At 45.8% G+C, this 18,933-nt stretch carries 18 protein-coding genes; 12 read left to right on the top strand and 6 right to left on the bottom strand.

What is annotated here, in order from left to right; translation table 11 throughout:
* Positions 1-152: 152 nt before the first annotated feature.
* The 9 genes from ACUALS_RS07300 (at position 153) to cobB (ending at position 10,121) form a co-directional block, all read left to right on the top strand.
* A complete protein-coding gene (locus ACUALS_RS07300; RefSeq protein ID WP_454448037.1) occupies positions 153-1,814 on the top strand; it encodes a 4Fe-4S binding protein in 1,662 nt (553 codons plus the stop codon).
* A 9-nt stretch (positions 1,815-1,823) separates the two neighbouring features.
* A complete protein-coding gene (locus ACUALS_RS07295) occupies positions 1,824-2,459 on the top strand; it encodes a TorD/DmsD family molecular chaperone (RefSeq protein WP_454448036.1) in 636 nt (211 codons plus the stop codon).
* A gap of 61 nt (positions 2,460-2,520) precedes the next feature.
* On the top strand, positions 2,521-2,718 hold the full coding sequence (locus ACUALS_RS07290; protein ID WP_005475799.1) for a twin-arginine translocation signal domain-containing protein: 198 nt from the start codon (positions 2,521-2,523) through the stop codon (positions 2,716-2,718).
* A 10-nt stretch (positions 2,719-2,728) separates the two neighbouring features.
* Positions 2,729-5,584: a formate dehydrogenase subunit alpha gene (locus tag ACUALS_RS07285; RefSeq protein WP_454448035.1), complete on the top strand. Its 2,856-nt coding sequence runs from the start codon at positions 2,729-2,731 to the stop codon at positions 5,582-5,584.
* Between the two features lie 11 nt (positions 5,585-5,595).
* Positions 5,596-6,204: a formate dehydrogenase FDH3 subunit beta gene (fdh3B, locus tag ACUALS_RS07280; RefSeq protein ID WP_038134624.1), complete on the top strand. Its 609-nt coding sequence runs from the start codon at positions 5,596-5,598 to the stop codon at positions 6,202-6,204.
* A 14-nt stretch (positions 6,205-6,218) separates the two neighbouring features.
* Positions 6,219-7,286, top strand: coding sequence for a formate dehydrogenase subunit gamma (locus ACUALS_RS07275; protein WP_005475792.1), 1,068 nt, complete (start codon positions 6,219-6,221; stop codon positions 7,284-7,286).
* A complete protein-coding gene (locus ACUALS_RS07270) occupies positions 7,270-7,686 on the top strand; it encodes a hypothetical protein (protein WP_005475807.1) in 417 nt (138 codons plus the stop codon). The genes ACUALS_RS07275 and ACUALS_RS07270 overlap by 17 nt, the downstream gene beginning before the upstream one ends.
* A 316-nt stretch (positions 7,687-8,002) precedes the next feature.
* Positions 8,003-9,223: an ammonium transporter gene (locus ACUALS_RS07265; protein WP_005475804.1), complete on the top strand. Its 1,221-nt coding sequence runs from the start codon at positions 8,003-8,005 to the stop codon at positions 9,221-9,223.
* Between the two features lie 160 nt (positions 9,224-9,383).
* Positions 9,384-10,121 carry a Sir2 family NAD+-dependent deacetylase gene (gene cobB, locus ACUALS_RS07260; protein WP_005475808.1) on the top strand — a complete coding sequence of 246 codons (738 nt, stop codon included), beginning with the start codon at positions 9,384-9,386 and terminating at the stop codon, positions 10,119-10,121.
* A gap of 22 nt (positions 10,122-10,143) precedes the next feature.
* Here cobB and ACUALS_RS07255 read toward each other — a convergent pair whose 3' ends face one another.
* From ACUALS_RS07255 to potA, 6 genes are all read right to left on the bottom strand, one after another.
* Positions 10,144-10,920: a GGDEF domain-containing protein gene (locus ACUALS_RS07255; protein WP_454448034.1), complete on the bottom strand. Its 777-nt coding sequence runs from the start codon at positions 10,918-10,920 to the stop codon at positions 10,144-10,146.
* Between the two features lie 58 nt (positions 10,921-10,978).
* Positions 10,979-12,016 carry an extracellular solute-binding protein gene (locus ACUALS_RS07250; RefSeq protein ID WP_454448033.1) on the bottom strand — a complete coding sequence of 346 codons (1,038 nt, stop codon included), beginning with the start codon at positions 12,014-12,016 and terminating at the stop codon, positions 10,979-10,981.
* A 173-nt stretch (positions 12,017-12,189) separates the two neighbouring features.
* Complete coding sequence (locus ACUALS_RS07245; RefSeq protein ID WP_038186892.1) at positions 12,190-13,224, bottom strand: extracellular solute-binding protein; 1,035 nt, start codon at positions 13,222-13,224, stop codon at positions 12,190-12,192.
* Positions 13,225-13,323: 99 nt separating this feature from the next.
* On the bottom strand, positions 13,324-14,094 hold the full coding sequence (gene potC, locus ACUALS_RS07240) for a spermidine/putrescine ABC transporter permease PotC (RefSeq protein WP_038134645.1): 771 nt from the start codon (positions 14,092-14,094) through the stop codon (positions 13,324-13,326).
* Positions 14,094-14,954: a spermidine/putrescine ABC transporter permease PotB gene (potB, locus tag ACUALS_RS07235; protein WP_038134647.1), complete on the bottom strand. Its 861-nt coding sequence runs from the start codon at positions 14,952-14,954 to the stop codon at positions 14,094-14,096. The genes potC and potB overlap by 1 nt, the downstream gene beginning before the upstream one ends.
* Entirely contained in the window at positions 14,935-16,068 is a 1,134-nt protein-coding gene (gene potA, locus ACUALS_RS07230) for a spermidine/putrescine ABC transporter ATP-binding protein PotA (protein ID WP_150114021.1), read from the bottom strand. Before potA ends, potB begins: the two co-directional genes overlap by 20 nt.
* Positions 16,069-16,452: 384 nt before the next feature.
* Between potA and ACUALS_RS07225 the strand changes: the two genes are divergently transcribed.
* Genes ACUALS_RS07225 through ACUALS_RS07215 form a run of 3 tightly spaced genes read left to right on the top strand, consistent with a single transcriptional unit; the run spans position 16,453 to position 18,800 of the window.
* Positions 16,453-17,256 (top strand): DUF2189 domain-containing protein, encoded by an 804-nt coding sequence (locus tag ACUALS_RS07225; protein WP_038134759.1) that lies wholly within the window; start codon positions 16,453-16,455, stop codon positions 17,254-17,256.
* Entirely contained in the window at positions 17,249-18,088 is an 840-nt protein-coding gene (locus ACUALS_RS07220; RefSeq protein ID WP_454448032.1) for a glucosaminidase domain-containing protein, read from the top strand. Before ACUALS_RS07225 ends, ACUALS_RS07220 begins: the two co-directional genes overlap by 8 nt.
* A gap of 52 nt (positions 18,089-18,140) precedes the next feature.
* Positions 18,141-18,800, top strand: coding sequence for a DUF2987 domain-containing protein (locus ACUALS_RS07215; RefSeq protein ID WP_454448031.1), 660 nt, complete (start codon positions 18,141-18,143; stop codon positions 18,798-18,800).
* Positions 18,801-18,933 lie beyond the last annotated feature (133 nt).

Below are 18,933 nucleotides of genomic sequence, written 5' to 3'. Positions count from 1 at the left end.
ATTTTGTCTCGCCCGCTTTTCATTTCTCGTTATCTCACTGCATTTTCTTCTAAGTTATTGATAAATTTGTATTAAAAAGTTGGTACAGCAATTGCTATCACTGAGCAGAGTGAATATTCATGTTCTTACTGGAATAGAACTGGAAGTGAGCAATGCTTAAACAACTACTACAAGAATCAACGTCAACCAACGGAAAGGCACGTTTATATGCCTTCGACAATACCGTTGAACTGACGAATCTCATTCCACCTACAGTCAGCTATGAAAGCGGTGGTCACACTTTGATCGTTGGCCCTACGGCGATTATCGAAAGCGCGGCTGAGCAGCTGGCTCAAATGAAAAGCCTGACACTTCTCTCCACTGATGGGGAAATGGGTCAACACGCTAACCTTTACTTCGCAAACAGCGTTCAAGTCTCCGGTTTTCTCGGCACGTTTGACGTTGTGATCGAAAACAAAGGCACTTCGAGCAATCTTGCGAAAGTCGCTATCAATCATGACTGCTTTGATATCGTGCTCGATCTGTGTCTTGAAAGCTGCATGAAAGAGGAAGTGCCGGTTCCTGGTTATTACCCAGTTGGACGTGGCTATCCAAAATTGGCGGAAGCGTTAGAAGAGATTCCAACCTTGATGGGCACCTTTGATAAGCCTAAGTATTTTCGCCTAGATACTGATTTGTGTGCACACAGTTCACGCGGTGTTAAAGGATGTGAGCGCTGTGTCGACGCTTGTCCTGCGGGGGCGTTATCGAGTGAAGGTTCAGATAAGACGGGTCACCGCATCGAGATTAACCCGTATTTGTGTCAAGGCGTAGGAACATGTGCGACTGCTTGCCCGACAGAAGCGATTCACTATGCACTGCCGAATCCGCAAGAGACACAAAAATTCGTTGAGCGCACCTTGGCGAACTACGAACAAGCCGGTGGTGTCGACCCCATTGTCCTAATCTGCAGTTCTCGTCATGAACAGTACAACGTCATGGCATTGAAAGCCCTCCCAGATAACGTTGTTCCAATCGTTGTAGAAGAGTTGCCTTCCGTGGGAATAGACAGTTGGTTATCGGCATTGGTGAATGGGGCCACGCAGGTTCTTTTTGCGGCAAGTCGCTTTATGCCACCGACCATCATTCGAGTGCTCAATAATGAAGTCTCTATTGCTCAAGAGTTATTAAGTCAGCTCGGGATCGCGAAAGAGACTATCGATATTTTGTATTTGGAATCTCTACGCGAAGGTCAACCAACACTTTGCACGGATTCGTTTGACTTAGCGTTGGGCGATCTTGAAGGCAATAAACGCGCTCGTTTATTTACGGCGCTTGATGCACTCGCTAAAGCGCGTATCCCTGTTGAAAATGTCGTGGATCTTCCAGCCAACGCGCCGTTTGGTTCTGTTTCATGCGAAAGCAAAGACTGCACCTTGTGTATGAGCTGTGTGGCGGTTTGTCCGACACGCGCACTTCACACGGATGGCACCTCGCCATCTCTTCAATTTGTTGAACAAGACTGTGTTCAATGTGGGCTATGTGAAAAAGCGTGCCCTGAGAATGCGCTTAGTTTGACGCCTCGAATGAATTGGGACAGTCAAACGCGTCAGAATGCGGTGGTTCTGCATGAAGAGAAAGCGGCGGAATGTATTCGCTGCCATAAACCGTTCGCACCGCAATCAATGATTGACATGCTGCAAAACAAGTTACGCGGTCACTCTCATTTCACTGATGAAGCGGCGATCAACCGTATCGCCATGTGTGAAGACTGCCGAGTGGTAGATATGTTTGAGTCAATGGCTCAAGACCCGATGCAACAACTCAAATACTAGGAGTGGCGTGTGAGTATCGAACAACAAACATTACGTACAGAGATTTACTTGCTGCTTTCAGCACTGCTGCGTCATACACCTTCAGCAGAGATGCTAGCGTTCCTTTGTCAACTCGAGGCGGAATCAGAACAAAGTGACATGCAAAAAGCGTGGCAGGGCATTTCTACTGCGGCAGCCAAAGCAAACATTAGTGCACTGGAAGACGAATACCAAGAGCTGTTTATCGGCATTGGCCGTGGAGAAGTTGTGCCATTTGCTTCTTGGCATCGCACAGGTTCTTTAATGGAAAAACCACTGGCAGAGATCCGCAATGATCTTGACCAGATGGGGTTTGAACGTGAAGAGCAGGTGAAAGAACCAGAAGACCATATTGCGGCATTGTGTGAAGTTATGGCGATGATCACTCAAGAGGATGAAGCGCTTCAGCAAGCGTTTTTCAATAAGCACATTGCACCTTGGTTTGGCTCACTCGTTAATCAAATTAGTGAGGCAAAGAGCGCTGACTTTTATCTGAACGTTGCCGCATTGCTCGATGCATTCCTTTCGCTAGAGCAAGTGCGCTTTAGCGAGAAAACGAAAAGCAGCAAAACACAATTAAAAATTGATGTGAAAAACGTCACTGAGTACGACCAAGCTCAGCAGTAACGAGTTCGCGTCGATAAGAGAGACGCTGAGTCTCCAAGTACCGTAAAGGTAAGGAAGCAAAATGAAAGATAATAAAGAAATAAACACAAGCCGTAGGGATCTTCTTAAAGGCTTGACCACAGCTGCCGTAGCGGGTGCTGTTGTTACAGGTACCGCAACTGTGGCAAACGCATCGGAGACGGTAGCAGTGGATAAAGAGTCAAAGAAGACAGGTTATCGCGAAACGCAACATATCCGTGATTACTACGAAACCCTATAGGAGCTAAGCAATGAAACTCGTTAAACGCTCCGATAGTGTGAGCAAAGAACAAAATCAATTGGGTATTTCACGCCGCGCATTCATGAAAAACAGCTCATTGGCTGCTGGTGGTGCGGTTGCAGGTGCGTGCCTATTTACACCGGGCATGATCAAGAAAGCAGAAGCAAAATCTGTTGATCCAAGTGCTAAAACCGACGTCAAACGTACTATCTGTTCTCACTGTTCTGTGGGCTGTGGTATTTATGCCGAAGTGCAAAACGGTGTGTGGACAGGTCAAGAGCCTGCGTTTGACCATCCATTCAACGCTGGTGGCCACTGTGCTAAAGGGGCAGCACTGCGTGAACATGGACATGGTGAGCGTCGCTTGAAATACCCAATGAAACTGGAAGGCGGTAAGTGGAAAAAGCTTTCTTGGGATCAAGCGATCGAAGAGATCGGCAATAAAGTGCTCGATATTCGCAAAGAGTCAGGTCCTGACTCTGTTTATTGGCTTGGTAGCGCGAAGCACAATAACGAGCAAGCGTACATGTTCCGCAAAATGGCGTCACTGTGGGGTACCAATAACGTTGACCACCAAGCGCGTATCTGTCACTCAACAACTGTAGCAGGTGTAGCCAACACTTGGGGCTATGGCGCTATGACTAACTCGTTCAATGACATGCACAACTGTAAGTCGATGCTGTTCATTGGCTCAAACCCAGCTGAGGCACACCCAGTTGCCATGCAGCACATCTTGATCGCCAAAGAGAAAAACAACTGTAAGATCGTAGTGGCTGACCCGCGTCGCACACGTACCGCTGCAAAATCAGATCACTACGTATCACTGCGTCCAGGCTCTGATGTTGCCTTTATTTGGGGTATCTTGTGGCATGTCTTCGCCAACCAGTGGGAAGACAAAGAATTCATTCGCCAACGTGTATTCGGCATGGATGAGATCCGTGAAGAAGTCGCTAAATGGAACCCAGCAGAAGTTGAGCGTGTAACGGGTGTGGCAGAAGCTGACGTCTACAAAACCGCGAAACTGCTTTCTGAAAACCGTCCTGGCTGTGTGGTTTGGTGTATGGGTGGTACTCAACATACAACCGGTAACAACAACACGCGTGCATACTGTGTACTTGAGCTTGCGCTAGGTAACATGGGTAAATCTGGTGGCGGTGCGAACATCTTCCGTGGTCACGATAACGTACAGGGCGCAACTGACCTTGGAGTACTTTCGCACACACTTCCTGGTTACTACGGTCTGTCAGATGGTGCTTGGAAACACTGGTCTAAGGTTTGGGATCTAGACCATGCGTGGGTACAAAACCGCTTCGACCAAAACGAATACCGCGGCAAAAAGCCAATGAACAACATGGGTATTCCTGTGTCTCGTTGGATTGATGGTGTTTTAGAAAACAAAGATAACATCGAACAAAACGACAACATTCGCGCTATGTTCTACTGGGGTCACGCGGTTAACTCCCAGACTCGCGGCGTGGAAATGCGTAAGGCGATGCAAAAGCTGGATATGATGGTTATTGTTGACCCATACCCAACCGTCGCAGCGGTAATGAACGATCGTACCGATGGTGTTTATCTTCTACCTGCTACTACTCAGTTTGAAACTTACGGCAGTGTCACAGCGTCTAACCGCTCTATCCAGTGGCGTGACAAAGTCGTTGAGCCTCTTTTCGACTCCAAGCCTGACCACGAAATCATGTACCTGCTGACCAAGAAGCTAGGCTTTGCAGAGCAGCTGTTCAAGAACGTGAAAGTGGAAAACAACCAACCGGTTATCGAAGACATTACTCGTGAATTTAATAAGGGTATGTGGACGATTGGTTATACAGGTCAAAGCCCAGAGCGTTTAAAAGCGCACCAACAAAACTGGCATACCTTCCACAAAACCACGCTGGAAGCGGAAGGCGGTGTTGCCCACGGTGAAACCTATGGTCTGCCTTGGCCATGTTGGGGTACACCTGAGATGAAACACCCGGGTACGCATATCCTTTACGATACGTCTAAACCCGTTGCTCAGGGCGGTGGTAACTTCCGTGCTCGTTTTGGTGTGGAATTTGAAGGCACCAATATTCTCGCTGAAGACAGCTACTCAAAAGGTTGTGAGATTGAAGATGGCTACCCAGAGTTCAGTGACAAACTGCTGAAATCTTTGGGTTGGTGGGATGATCTTACTGCAGAAGAGAAAGCAGCAGCAGAAGGCAAAAACTGGAAGACCGACCTATCTGGCGGTATTCAGCGCGTAGCCATCAAGCACGGTTGTATTCCTTTTGGTAACGCGAAAGCGCGCGCGGTAGTTTGGACCTTCCCAGATCGCGTGCCACTGCACCGTGAACCGCTTTACACACCACGTCGTGACCTAGTCGCGGATTACCCAACGTGGGACGACAGCGAGTCTATCTACCGTCTACCAACCATGTACAAGTCGATTCAAGATAAAGATGTATCGGGTGAGTACCCAATCATCCTAACCTCAGGCCGTCTGGTTGAGTACGAAGGTGGTGGTGAAGAGACACGTTCAAACCCATGGCTCGCAGAGCTTCAACAAGAAATGTTTGTTGAGGTGAACCCGAAAGATGCCAATGATCTTGGCTTCAAAGATGGCGAAATGGTTTGGGTTGAAGGTGCAGAAAAAGGTCGAATCCACGTGAAAGCGATGGTCACGCGACGCGTTAAACCGGGTATGGCATTTATTCCATTCCACTTCGGCGGCAAATTCCAAGGTGAAGATCTTCGCGGCAAGTACCCTGAAGGGACAGACCCATACGTGATTGGTGAATCTGCCAACATTGCAACGACTTACGGTTATGACCCTGTCACGCAAATGCAGGAAACCAAAGTCACCCTATGTAACATTCGCAAAGCTTAAGGAGTCAACAAATGGCTAGAATGAAATTCCTTTGTGACACCAAGCGCTGTATCGAATGTAACGGCTGTGTCACTGCATGTAAGAACGAAAATGACGACGCGCTAGAGTGGGGTATTCAGCGCCGCCGCGTTGTTACCTTGAACGATGGTGAACCGGGTGAGAACTCGATCTCGGTTGCTTGTATGCACTGTACTGATGCGCCTTGTATGGCGGTGTGTCCGGCAGACTGTTTTGAGCACACAGAAGATGGCATCGTGCTGCACAACAAAGACCTTTGTATCGGTTGTGGTTACTGTCTGTTTGCTTGTCCGTTTGGTGCGCCTCAGTTTCCGAAACAGGAAGCCTTTGGCGAGCGCGGTAAGATGGACAAATGTACCTTCTGTGCCGGTGGTCCTGAAACAGAGCCAGGTTCAGTAGAAGAACGTCAGAAGTACGGTGCGAACCGTATTGCTGAAGGCAAACTGCCAATGTGTGCCTCGCTCTGCTCAACTAAAGCGCTGTTAGCGGGTGATGCTGAGAAAGTCTCAGATATCTTCCGTCAACGTGTGGTTGAGCGTGGTGCGAAAGGTGCGGGTTGGACGAATGGTAACGACTTGTCTTACGACGCAACGAAAAGTTAAGGGTGGAGAGATTCATGTTTTCAATGTTTAAACGTGCATCTCTTGTAATGCTGTCAATGATGGCAGCATTACTCTTTGCTTTATCGCTGCCTGCGCATGCTGAGCAAAAAGAGTCTGAAGTTGCACAACGTGAAATGACCCAATTGGCTGGCGCCGATTTTTGGCGTCAAGTTCGTCAAGGCGAAGAGGGCTACACGACGTCTCAGTTCCCAGAGCATGGAATGCTGATCAGTACCCCAGGGCAAACCTGGTACATTTTGAAAGAGAAATGGATGTCACCAGCGGGAGCTGTGGCGATTTTCGGTAGTATCGCTTTCGTTACTCTCATGTACATTGTCATTGGTCCACTTATGTTAAGTGCGCCAAGAACAGGTAAGAAGATCAAGCGTTGGTCTCGACTGGATCGCGCTCTTCACTGGAGCATGGCATTCACTTTCTTAACCTTAGCGTTTAGTGGGCTAATGCTGGTTTATGGTAAACATTTCCTTAAGCCGTACATTCCGTCTGAGCTATGGGGCTTCATCATTATGTTGGCGAAGCAATACCATAACTACATTGGTCCAATCTTCTACGTGTTGCTGCTATGTGTGCTGATTAAGTGGTGGCGAAAGTCGATCTTCAAAAAAGTCGATCTTGCTTGGTTTATGAAGCTTGGTGGCATGGTGGGTAAACATAAAGGCTCGCATCCATCAGCAGAGTTTTCTAACGCTGGTGAAAAAGCGCTGTTCTGGTTACTCATTGTTGTAGGAACGGTCGTTGCGATCAGCGGGTTGGTATTGGATTTCCCAATCTTTGGTCAGACGCGACGTGATATGGAGCTTTCTAACCTGGTCCATATGTTAGCGGCTCTGATTCTAATCTGTGGTTTCGTGTTCCACATCTATATCGGTTTATTCGGAATGGAAGGAGCACTTGAAGGTATGGTAACGGGCGAGGTTGATGAAACTTGGGCCAAAGAGCACCATGACCTTTGGTATGAAGAGATGATGGCTAAAGAGCGAGAAGAGCAGGGTGGAAATGCAAACACCGCGAGCTCTGACCACGAAGTAAAAGGAGCGCAGACGAATGAACAAACCTCATAATGGTATTTGGGTTGCGTACATCTTAAGTTGTTTTACTCCGTTTACCTGCCTAATTTCAGGTGTGATTGCGATTGTTTACGCGGGTTACCGTTTAGACCGAGGTGAAGATGGCGAAGTGATCGATTCTCACTATTACGGCTTGATTCGAACTTTCTTCCTGAACTTAACCTACTTTGTCGTATTGATCATCACGGTAGCGACGTCAAATGGTGTCCTGAAAGGGGTCAATGATTACTGGTATCAAAGTCATATCATCGACGAGATTGCTTATTACATCCCATACGTAGGAATGTTATTTGGTGTAATTGCGATAGTGATTTGGTTTATCCGCATGTTCCAAGGCATGAGCAAACTCAGAGACAACCAACCATTTAGTTTTTCAAAAGGACCAAACCTGTAAAAAGCCTCTTACTAAGTGAGCCCTGATCTCTTCAGGGCTCTTTTTTATGCACCAAAAGATTGCGCCTCTATCTGGTGCAACTATCCCTCTCATGGTGCATTTTCTCACCCAGTTTGCACATTCAAATCGTCACCTTCAACTTGAATCCTTTAATTATTTTAATAAATTCAATCACTAAGATGTAGATTATAAAATTATAGTTTAGTGGCATGTAACTTGCCGTATCAGGGCTTCAAGCAATATCACCAATGTGGTGAGCGATGTTATATGACGCACAGGAAAAGTGCGCGACAAACAAAAATGGAGACTTATACGGATGAGCGTAACAGCCAGTCAGGTTCATGGAGCCGTTCAAACCCTGACTCAAAGTTCGGACACACTTTTTCTTCTTCTTGGTGCCATTATGGTGTTCTTAATGCACGCTGGGTTCGCATTTCTCGAAGTCGGTACGGTCAGACATAAGAACCAAGTCAATGCTCTGGTTAAAATTCTTGCAGACTTCGGTATTTCAGCGCTTGCCTATTTCTTCATCGGTTATTGGGTCGCTTATGGAGCAAACTTCTTCGCTGACGCACAAACTCTTTCACAAGGAAATGGGTATGAGCTGGTCAAGTTCTTCTTCTTACTAACCTTTGCCGCTGCGATTCCAGCCATCGTTTCTGGCGGGATTGCTGAGCGAGCTCGTTTTTATCCTATCCTTGTGGCGACCTTCTTTACGGTTGGATTGGTCTACCCAGTGTTTGAAGGCATGATCTGGAATGGCAACTTTGGTTTGCAGGCTTGGTTCGAATCACAATTTGGCTATGGGTTCCATGATTTTGCAGGCTCCGTTGTTGTGCATGGTGTCGGCGGTTGGATTGCGTTGGTTGCAGTTCTTTTCCTCGGTATGCGTAAAGGGCGAATCAGAGCAGGAAAGCACACCAACTTTGCGCCATCGAATATCCCGTTTTTAGCGCTCGGCGCATGGATTCTGTGTGTTGGCTGGTTTGGATTTAACGTGATGTCAGCGCAAACGCTTAATGGCATCAGCGGGCTCGTCGCGATGAATTCATTGATGGCGATGGTCGGTGGAATTGTTGCTGCTTTAATCGCAGGCAAAAACGACCCAGGCTTTATTCACAATGGTCCTTTAGCTGGTCTGGTTGCCATTTGTGCCGGCTCTGACTTAATGCATCCCATCGGCTCTTTGATTACGGGTGCTGTCGCAGGGGCGTTATTTGTTTATCTATTTACCTACCTTCAAAACAAAACCAAAATCGATGATGTTCTTGGAGTTTGGCCGCTTCACGGAGTTTGTGGGGCGTGGGGTGGCATTGCTGCCGGTATTTTCGGCCAGACTGTGTTAGGTGGCCTCGGAGGCGTGAGCTTTGTGGTTCAGTTGCTCGGTACATTAGTCGGCATTGGGATTGCGGTTGGGGGCGCTTTGGTTGTGTACGGCATCATTAACAAAGTATCTGGCTTACGCTTATCGGAAGAAGATGAGTTCAATGGTGCAGACTTGGCGATTCATAAAATCTCTGCCACGAGTGACGATTAAACAATCGGTTGAGATAGGGCGGCTTCGGTCGCCTTTTTTGTTTTAGTTCACATTACCTTGTATAACTCGTTTGATTTCGACTATGGTCTAATCCGCATAACTTCTGATGTTATTAGCGAAGTGCTAAGCTACATCTAAAGGAAAAATATAAGGATGTGGTATGAAGTTTCCGTATCGTAATGTCGTAATTCTCACTGGAGCAGGGATCTCAGCTGAATCAGGTATTCAAACTTTTCGAGCGCAAGATGGCTTGTGGGAAGATCACCGCATAGAAGATGTCGCGACCCCTGAAGGATTTGCCCGCGACCCTGATCTTGTTCAAGATTTCTATAATAAACGCCGCATCATGCTACAAGAACCGCATATTGAACCCAATGCAGCTCACATCGCATTAGGGCAACTGGAAGCCGAGCTAGACGGGACGGTAACCGTGATTACACAGAACATCGATAACCTACATGAGCGAGGTGGCAGCTCGAACGTCATTCACATGCATGGCGAACTCCTAAAAGCACGTTGCAGCGTATCGAATCAAGTGGTTGAAGAGTTGGGTGAAATCAAAACGGGCGATCTTTGTCATTGCTGTCAAATGCCATCTCAAATGCGACCTCATGTTGTTTGGTTTGGCGAAATGCCATTACGAATGGGCGAGATTTATCAATCCCTAGAAGACGCAGATCTGTTCATTTCGATTGGTACATCAGGGGTTGTTTTCCCCGCTGCTGGATTTGTTCACGATGCCAAAATGCATGGTGCCCACACAATAGAAATCAATTTAGAGCCAAGTGCTGTTGAGAGTGAGTTTGAAGAGAAGCGTTATGGAAAAGCCAGTGTGGAAGTTCCGAAACTGGTTGAGGAAATCCTAGCTTTGCAGAAACCTCAAGCAAAGCACGCATAAACGTTGCGTTTTGAATAGATGCTCAGCGCTTGCCTCGCTGAGCTTTTTTCATTTCATACATGGCTTTATCTGTATTGATCAACGCTTGATGGAACTGAGTTTTGGTCGTTGAATCAATACCATAGCTAAACTTGATGTCTTCACCTTCTAGATGAGCGTTGATCTTGTGAATGAACGCGAGTCCTGCCCCTGGCGACACCACAACAGCAAATTCATCCCCACCCAGTCGAAACGCTTGCTCCGCCTCAGAAGTCGATTCTCGTAACGCCTGCGCAAATCGCACCAACATAATATCGCCTTGCGCGTGACCTTGTGTATCGTTGACTAGCTTTAAGCCATCCAAATCAAAGTAGATTAAGTCAAATTTTTCGAGGGTGATGTTGTTGAGTTTTTTTCGGTTGTATAGCCCAGTTAACTCATCAATAGTGGCGTTTTCTTTCGCTTTATTGACCATACGAGTAATGCCAAAGGCCAACAACAAGAACGAAAGTTGTAACAAGCCGTCTTCTAGAAACGAGTCAACTAACGGATGTTGGGCTGCGATGTCGTTGAAGTAAGTGATTTCCGTGACGACTTCATAAAAACTGTTTGTGATCAGTAAGCCAACCCCATAATTAACCAATGAGTTGGAGCGCACGGTCCGTAGAGAGATGTAAGCTAAATAGATCACCAGAAAGAGGGTGTTTGTCTCGAAAAGCAGATCGTAGCGTGAATCAACTGCGAAGAAATGGCTCATCACCAATAGTAATAATTGGACGATGATCAGCAATGAAAGAAAGAAAAGGGTGACTCTGTACATAGTCCTCTCAAAATAATAAAGCGGCAGATGCCGCTTTATTAAGTGTAAGATAAATCGCTTAATTATCTACTTTAAGTTTCTGGAAGTATTCGTCGTAAAGCACGCTTGCTTCACCCACTTCGTCTTGCCACGTGCCACTTTCCATCACTTCTTGTGGTGGGAAAATGCTCGGATCGTTCGCAAACTCTTTAGGCAGTAGATCGTGTGCTGTAGCCACTGGCGTAGGGTAGCCAATCTCAAGAGCGATTTTCGCTGCATTCTCTGGGCGAAGTAGGAAGTCGATCATTTTGTGTGCCGCTTCGATATTCTTCGCGCCTGCTGGAATAGCTAGGCTGTCCATCCAGAAAATAGCGCCTTTTTCAGGCCAGATGATGTTGATAGATGCGCCTTCTTGACGCGCCATGTATGCCGAACCATTCCAAAGCATGCCAAGAGAAACTTCGCCTGCTAAGTATGGATTTGCCGGGAAATCTGAGTTAAACACCAATACGTTTGGCATCAGTTTCTTCAGCTCTTCATAAGCTGCTTTGATTTCATCTGGATCGGTGGTGTTTGGCGAGTAGCCAAGTTTAGTTAGAGCAATGTGGAAGACTTCACGTGAGTCGTCCATAAGCATTAGCTGACCTTCCCATTTGCTGTCCCAGAAGTCATCCCACTTCGTTACTGAAGAGCTGTCTAGCATGTCTGAGTTAATGCCAATACCTGTCGCGCCCCAGATGTAAGGGATAGAGTAACTGTTGTTTGGGTCGAACGGTTTGTTTAGGAAGTTTGCATCAAGATCGGCAAAGTGAGAAAGCTTCTCTTTGTCAATTTTTTGTAGCATGCCTTCTTTGCGCATCTTAGAGACAAAGTAAGTAGACGGTACTACTAGATCGTAACCAGAACCTTGAGTCTTTAACTTAGCGTACATGCTTTCGTTAGACTCGTAAGTTGAGTAAATCACCTTAATTCCGGTTTCTTTTGTAAAGTCTTCAAGAACTTCGTTTGGAATGTATTCAGACCAGTTGTAGAAGTAGAGTTCTTGATCAGCAGCCATTGCAGGGGAAGCGATCAAAGTCGCCGCGCACAGTGCGCTTGCATAGAATTTACTTTTCATTATTTTTCCGTTTTTCCTGTGCTTAGACAGCATAAGCATTTCCAAGCTTATGTACGCTGGGTAAGCAGTGAGTTAAGTCGCTTGTTAGAACAACAAACCATGCAAACGGAAATTATATCAGCCAATGACGAAAATAGGCAGCGAATGCTGCCTATTTTCCTGTTTAGTTTGGGTTATTGACCCGCTTTAAGCTTTAGGAAGTATTCTTCATACTTCACGGTTAAATCGCCCACCGAATCTTGCCATTCCACACGGTCCAGATCTTCTTGAGAAGGGAATAGGGGAGCCACATCTTTAAACTTGGCGTTAGACTCAGCAACCGCTGTTAAATAACCGGTATCACGAGAGATTTGCTCTGCAATTTCTGGGCGAAGTAGGAAATCGATCATCTTATGAGCCGCATCTACGTTCTTTGCACCCGAAGAGATAGCAAAGTTATCAACCCAACCGATACCGCCTTCTTTAGGGAAGACAAGTTTTAGGTTCATACCTTCGTTTTGAGCCGCAGCCGCACTGCCGTTCCAAAGCATACCTACGCCAACTTCACCAGACATATATGGAGCTCCTGGGTTGTCAGAGTTAAATACCAATACGTTTGGCATTAGCTTCTGTAGTTCTGCGTACGCTTCGTCGATCTGTTTCGGATCGGTTGAGTTACCAGAGTAACCCAGTTTACGCAAAGCGATGTGGAACACTTCGCGGGTGTCGTCCATCAACATTAGCTGACCTTCAAGTTCTGGGTTCCATAGATCAGCCCAGCTCGTAAAGTCATTCGGATCGTACATGTCAGCGTTAACGGCAAGGCCAGTAATCGCTACTACGTGAGGAATCGAATAGTCGTTGTTTGGATCGTAAGGCTTGTCCAAGTAGTTCTTATCTAGATTAGAGAAGTTACTCAGTTTCGACTTGTCGATTTTTTGCAGCATTCCTTCATCGCGCATTTTAGCGACGAAGTAGGTTGACGGAACGACAAGATCATAACCTTGATTATGAGTTTTTAGCTTTGCATACAGTGTTTCATTTGACTCGTAAGTCGAGTAAATCACCTTGATGCCAGTTTCCTTTGTAAATTGTTCTAGGATATTACTGTTGATGTAAGGCCCCCAGTTCATAAATACAAGTTCTTTGTTTTCGTCCGCTGCAACTGATCCTGAGAACAGAGAAAGCGCACATGCACTACCAGCTAATAAAGTAGCCCATTTTTTCATTGACGTTAGCTCCAAACCAAACGTATCTCCACAATGGAGATTGGATAGAAAAACAGAATGGCGACATGCCATTCTGTTTCGTGTTTTTCGATGCGGATTCTACTTCACTTTTTCTCTGGCTAGCAACTGAGATGTTACAACCAAAATTAGTGAGACAATCAGCATCACGGTTGCGAGGGCATTCACTTCAGGTGAAATGCCGACTTTCACCATTGAATAAATCTTCAACGGTAAGATTTCATATGTTGGGCCTGTCACGAACGAGCTGATAATCACGTCGTCTAGTGATAGGGTGAAACTCAGTAGCCAGCCTGCTGCAACTGCTGGTTTAGCAAGAGGCAAAATAATTTGCTTCAAGATAACCCATTCGCTTGCACCCAAATCTTTGGCCGCTTCGAGCATCTTGACGTCAAAGCCATTTAAGCGGCTGTATACGCTCACGACTACAAACGGCAGACAGAATGTAATGTGAGCAACCAACAAGGTGAAGAATCCTAGTTGTGCTCCCATCACCAAAAACAGCGCGAGCAGCGAAATCGCCATAACGATGTCTGGAGACATCATCACGACAAAAAGCATCCCGTTTACCACACCCTTGCCCTTAAAGGTATAACGAAATAGGGCAACAGCCGTTAAGCTACCAATGATGGTTGCTGCTGTTGCTGAAAAAATCGCAACATTTAACGAGTGCCACGCGGCTTGCATCAGGCTGTCGTTGTTGATCAAGGTTTCGTACCACTTGGTGGTAAAACCGCCCCATTTCATGCCAAATTTGTTGGCGTTAAACGAGTTAACAATCAAGACAATAATTGGCAGATACAAAAACGCATACACCAATGTCATAAAGCTAAATCTAACTGTACGGCCCATCAGTCTAGCTCCACTTTCTTATTCAATAATTTGCCCGCTCTGTAGTAGGCGTAAAGCATGATTGCCATCGCAATGGTTAGGGCGATACTGGTCGCGGCACCAAATGGCCAATCACGTGCGTTCAATACTTGGCTCTTAATGACGTTACCAATCAATAAGTTTTTCGCTCCGCCGAGTAAGTCAGAAATGTAGAACATACCCAGTGCAGGCAGTAGCACCAATAAACAGCCTCCAATAATGCCAGGCATGGTCAGAGGGAGCGTTACTTTGGTAAATATCTGGAACTTGTTTGCCCCTAAGTCTTGCGCTGCTTCCGTGTAGGTATGGTCTAACTTCTCAATCGCTGAGTAGAGCGGAAGTATCATAAACGGCAGCAGAATATAGACCAGACCAATCATTACCGCAGTTTCGGTGTACATCAATCGAATCGGTTTATCGATGATTTCCATTGCCATCAGCGATTTGTTCAAGATGCCTTGAGTACCCAATACGATTTTAAGGCCGTACGTACGAATCAGCGAGTTAGTCCAGAAAGGAACAATCACCAGAAACAACATGATTGGTCGCCATTTCTCAGGCATTTTTGCCACGATGTAGGCAAATGGATAACCAATGACCAAACAGATCAGCGTCGCGACAATCGCCATGTAGAATGAGTGCCAGAGTACCTTGGCGTACAGTGGGTCCATCAAGCGCACATAGTTGTCTAATGTGAACGTCATTTCGATTAGGTTAGCTTCATCACGCGTGAGGAAACTGGTACCAATAATCATGACGTTAGGGATTAGCACAAACAGTGTTAACCAACCAACAATTAGGGCAATGATGGCGTTTTGTAGATTAAGCTTCTTGCTTATCATTGAGTACCACCTCCCAGCTCTCAACCCAAGTGATTGCGACTTTTTGTCCAAGAGAGTGGTCCACATCGGGATCGTCTTCATTGAAGAATTCGCTAACCATCACACGCATACCTGATTCGAGCTCGATGACCGAGTCTAAGGTCATACCTTTGTAGGTTCGCTCAGTAACATGACCAACAATGCCTTTTTGCTCAGACTCTTTGATCTCTTCGATACGTAAGTCTTCAGGACGAAGAAGCACTTGTAGTTTGTCACCCGATTGCGCGTCTTGATCGTAGTACACAACAGATTCAACACCTTCGATGTCAGCACGAATGCGCTTGTCATCTAAACGCTCGAGCATGGTCGCATTGAACACATTGATTTCGCCGATAAAGCGAGCGACGAACAAGTTCTTCGGTTCTTCATAGATCTCACGTGGAGAACCATCTTGCTCGATCACACCGTCACGCATAACGATAATGCGGTCAGACATAGAGAGAGCTTCTTCCTGATCATGTGTCACGAAGATGAAGGTAATGCCTAGCTGGCGCTGAAGCTGTTTCAATTCGATCTGCATTTGCTTACGCAGTTTGTAATCAAGCGCAGAGAGAGATTCATCCAACAACAGGACTTTAGGTTTGTTCACAACTGCGCGCGCGATAGCGATACGTTGTTGCTGGCCACCTGATAGCTGATGGGGTTTACGCTGCGCCATTTTCTCTAGGCGAACCATGCGCAATGCTTCCATGACGCGAGGTTCGATATCCGCAGCCGGTGTTTTTTGCATACGCAGACCAAATGCTACGTTCTCAAACACGGTCATATGTGGGAAGAGTGCGTAACTTTGGAATACAGTGTTGACATGCCTTTGTTCTGCAGGGACTGAGGTTACATTCTGATTATCAAGAATAATGTCACCTTGGTCAGCGGTTTCGAAACCAGCAATCATTCTAAGAACGGTTGTTTTACCACAACCCGATGGACCAAGAATGGTAAGGAATTCACCATGGTTCACATCTAAATTCAGATTACCGATGATTTCCTTACCATCGAAACTTTTACTGATACCAGTTAGACGAATAACTGGTTGTCCTGCTTTTTGTTTAGCGTTCAACGTCTGTTTTTCTCCCACAATGGTCATTAAGTCGCGAGTTTTAGCGAAGACCTGTAGTTACACAAAATAGAGGCGCGCATCATAATCACCAAAATTGTGAAATCAAAGCATTTTCTTATCCTGAAACCGAAATATTTTTGCAGGTAAAAGTAAACTTTTCTTACCATACTCTCTCTATACCTTTTACACGCTTTGGAGTAGGGTATTTTTCTCTCTGAATCAGGAATCTAGGCTTTGTAAATGCGTTTAGTGGTCAATTATCAACCATAAAGTCAAGAAAGCAAGTAATTGGCATGGATCTGATTTTGGAGTTTGAGGGGTTTCAGTATAATGTCTCTCACTTGCAACAAAGCATTAATCAACCAGTTTGCCTTGTCAGTTGATGAGGCATCGGACTTAGTAATGAATAACGACATAGAGAAAGATTTTAATTTAGGTGGAAGTATTGAGCGTGCGCTTGAAGGTAACTATGAGCTCAATGCTGGCGATGTCCTTAAAGAGGCGTGGAATCACACGATAAAGAACTTCTTGTCCTTTTCACCTGCCATCGTGTTGCTCATCGCGATTCAAGTCGCCATATTCGTCATCGCGTTAAAGCTACAACTAGGTGACCCATCGGTGATTTTTGATGCGGTTTTAGATCCTGAGTCATTCGACCCGAGCATCTTCAGCGCGATCATGATTGCTAATTTCAGCTTTGAGGTCATCAGCGCCCCAATCTATGCGGGAATTAGCCTTATGGCAATGAGTCACGCTGCCGGGCTATCAACCAAACCTCGACATATTGGTAAAGGTTTGCAGTTCACCATTCCCGTGATCATTGCGACGCTGGCCAGTCTTGTTTTACAAGGAATTGCGGGAACATTGCTGCCGTTTCTATCTTTGTATTTTTCTCTCGCGTTTAGTAATTCGATGTTACTCATTTGCGAAAAGAAAGTGCCACCAATGCAGTCTTTACTGCTATCGCTTCGTGCAGTGAACAAGAAATTATTCCCGCTGCTGGGCATTTATTTCTTCATCGTGATTATGTTCATGGTTGGCGTAATGCTTTACGGCATTGGTTTGATTTTTGTTTTGCCTTTCTTCTTCCACGTAAAAGGCATCATTTATCGCAATATGTTTGGTATTAAACTGAAGATCATCGCTTCAGACCGTCCGAAAAATGGGGATGACAACGACAATGATTCACAAGTGTTCAATGCGTAAAAGTGAATTTATTGCTATTGCTGCAGCTGGCCTATTAGCCAGCTGTAGTTTTTATGGCTACGAGAAAAACCGAATAGAAGAAGAGCGCCAAACTGCCTATCAAAACGAAACCAACAGTAAAGCAAAGGCTTTGGGGGCTGCGCCTGACTTCTCTGCAATTACTGAAACGCGCATAAAAAAACAGACGTTTTTCGATTATTTAAGGCCGGGTATCGCGCTAGAGAATGAACGCGTTAAAAAGGAACGCAAACGACTTGAAGCTATCCAAACGTCGTTTGATGCCGGTAATTTGACCTCGTCTGAACTCAGCGATGCGAAACGCTTAGGGCGTCTTTACAACCTCAATTTGGCCGAAGAAGGGATTACTCAGAGTTGGCTTGATAAAATGCGCCACCGCGTTGATGTCATACCCGAAGCGCTTGTGTTGGTCCAAGCTGCTAATGAGTCAGCCTGGGGGACCTCTCGCTTTGCAACTAAGGCAAATAACTATTTTGGTCAGTGGTGTTATAGCAAAGGATGTGGGCTTGTTCCTCTGAAACGTTCAGAAGGAATGACACATGAAGTGGCTAAGTTCGCCTCAGCCCAGCAATCTATTCATGGGTATTTCATGAATGTAAACCGAAACAAAGCCTATCATGAGCTAAGAGAAATTCGATACCAGCGCCATACACAAGGGGAAAGTCTCATAGACACAGAGGCAGCGATGGCACTTGCGAATGGACTATTGAAATACTCTGAGCGCGGTGAGGCATACGTCAACGACTTGCAAAGCATGATTCGTCATAATAAGCAGTTCTGGGAAGGCAATTCTCAATCCAGTGCGAGTCGGTAGATCTTATAAGCACTGCCCGTTATCCAACTAAAACAACAAGACTATAAATTCAATGAAGAAACTATCGTTAGCCCTTTTGACCGCTGCAGTTGGTATTACCGCAGCGATGCCAAGTTACGCTCAAGAATATATGTTCACCTATTCAAAACTGTTTTCTCACATGAAGCAGAATGCGAAAGAAGGGCATGATGATGTAAAAGTGGGCTTCTTTTTCCTAAACTCGAATACCAAACAGTTGTGCAATATTGAAAAAGCTTGGATGGAAAAAGAAGAGCATTATGAGGAGCTGACGATTTCTCCTTATAACGAAGTGATTGTCCCGTTAGATAACAATCTACGCTCAGCCAATCCATTGGTGTTTGTCCACACGCCGAGGGATATGCGCTGTGACTTCTCTATGGTTGTTATGACAAAAGAGCCAATGAACGGAGAGGTCAGCTACGATGACGTTAAAGTACTGTTACCGCAAATGCAGGTTATTCTAGAGCAATTAGGTGGCATGTTCGCGAGCTGGTTTACGCCTGATGTAGAAGGGGTAACGTTAGAGTTTCCAAATAAGCTAAATTCAACCATCCAGTTTTCTAATGGAACCACGAAACCTATCGTAGATGGTAAGGCTCAAGTGTCGTTAGCAGAGATTGGTGAAGGTGGCACGATGACACTTCCGGCTGAAACGGCGAGAGTTCTTCCTTATCTACCCAAAGCAAACTAACCAAAAGGCCGCCCACGCGGCCTTTTTTGACTCTATTCCAATGAGTTTCCTCGTTCTTCATTTATTTCCCATCAAATGGAATCGAATTTTGCTTACCTATTTAACTGCAGACGTTTAATCCTCTCCAAAAAGC

The sequence above is a fragment of the Vibrio sp. NH-7 genome (genome assembly GCF_053643215.1).
This window is presented reverse-complemented; position numbering and strand designations above follow the sequence as displayed.

What these genes read in the sequence shown, in the direction of transcription:
- potB (WP_038134647.1), bottom strand. Translation starts at nt 14,954, where the DNA reads ATGATAAGCAAGAAGCTTAATCTACAAAACGCCATCATTGCCCTAATT.
- fdh3B (WP_038134624.1), top strand. Translation starts at nt 5,596, where the DNA reads ATGGCTAGAATGAAATTCCTTTGTGACACCAAGCGCTGTATCGAATGT.
- ACUALS_RS07220 (WP_454448032.1), top strand. Translation starts at nt 17,249, where the DNA reads ATGCGTAAAAGTGAATTTATTGCTATTGCTGCAGCTGGCCTATTAGCC.
- cobB (WP_005475808.1), top strand. Translation starts at nt 9,384, where the DNA reads ATGAAGTTTCCGTATCGTAATGTCGTAATTCTCACTGGAGCAGGGATC.
- ACUALS_RS07290 (WP_005475799.1), top strand. Translation starts at nt 2,521, where the DNA reads ATGAAAGATAATAAAGAAATAAACACAAGCCGTAGGGATCTTCTTAAA.
- ACUALS_RS07275 (WP_005475792.1), top strand. Translation starts at nt 6,219, where the DNA reads ATGTTTTCAATGTTTAAACGTGCATCTCTTGTAATGCTGTCAATGATG.
- ACUALS_RS07285 (WP_454448035.1), top strand. Translation starts at nt 2,729, where the DNA reads ATGAAACTCGTTAAACGCTCCGATAGTGTGAGCAAAGAACAAAATCAA.
- ACUALS_RS07250 (WP_454448033.1), bottom strand. Translation starts at nt 12,016, where the DNA reads ATGAAAAGTAAATTCTATGCAAGCGCACTGTGCGCGGCGACTTTGATC.
- ACUALS_RS07265 (WP_005475804.1), top strand. Translation starts at nt 8,003, where the DNA reads ATGAGCGTAACAGCCAGTCAGGTTCATGGAGCCGTTCAAACCCTGACT.
- potC (WP_038134645.1), bottom strand. Translation starts at nt 14,094, where the DNA reads ATGGGCCGTACAGTTAGATTTAGCTTTATGACATTGGTGTATGCGTTT.
- ACUALS_RS07255 (WP_454448034.1), bottom strand. Translation starts at nt 10,920, where the DNA reads ATGTACAGAGTCACCCTTTTCTTTCTTTCATTGCTGATCATCGTCCAA.
- ACUALS_RS07225 (WP_038134759.1), top strand. Translation starts at nt 16,453, where the DNA reads ATGAATAACGACATAGAGAAAGATTTTAATTTAGGTGGAAGTATTGAG.
- ACUALS_RS07215 (WP_454448031.1), top strand. Translation starts at nt 18,141, where the DNA reads ATGAAGAAACTATCGTTAGCCCTTTTGACCGCTGCAGTTGGTATTACC.
- ACUALS_RS07300 (WP_454448037.1), top strand. Translation starts at nt 153, where the DNA reads ATGCTTAAACAACTACTACAAGAATCAACGTCAACCAACGGAAAGGCA.
- ACUALS_RS07270 (WP_005475807.1), top strand. Translation starts at nt 7,270, where the DNA reads ATGAACAAACCTCATAATGGTATTTGGGTTGCGTACATCTTAAGTTGT.
- ACUALS_RS07245 (WP_038186892.1), bottom strand. Translation starts at nt 13,224, where the DNA reads ATGAAAAAATGGGCTACTTTATTAGCTGGTAGTGCATGTGCGCTTTCT.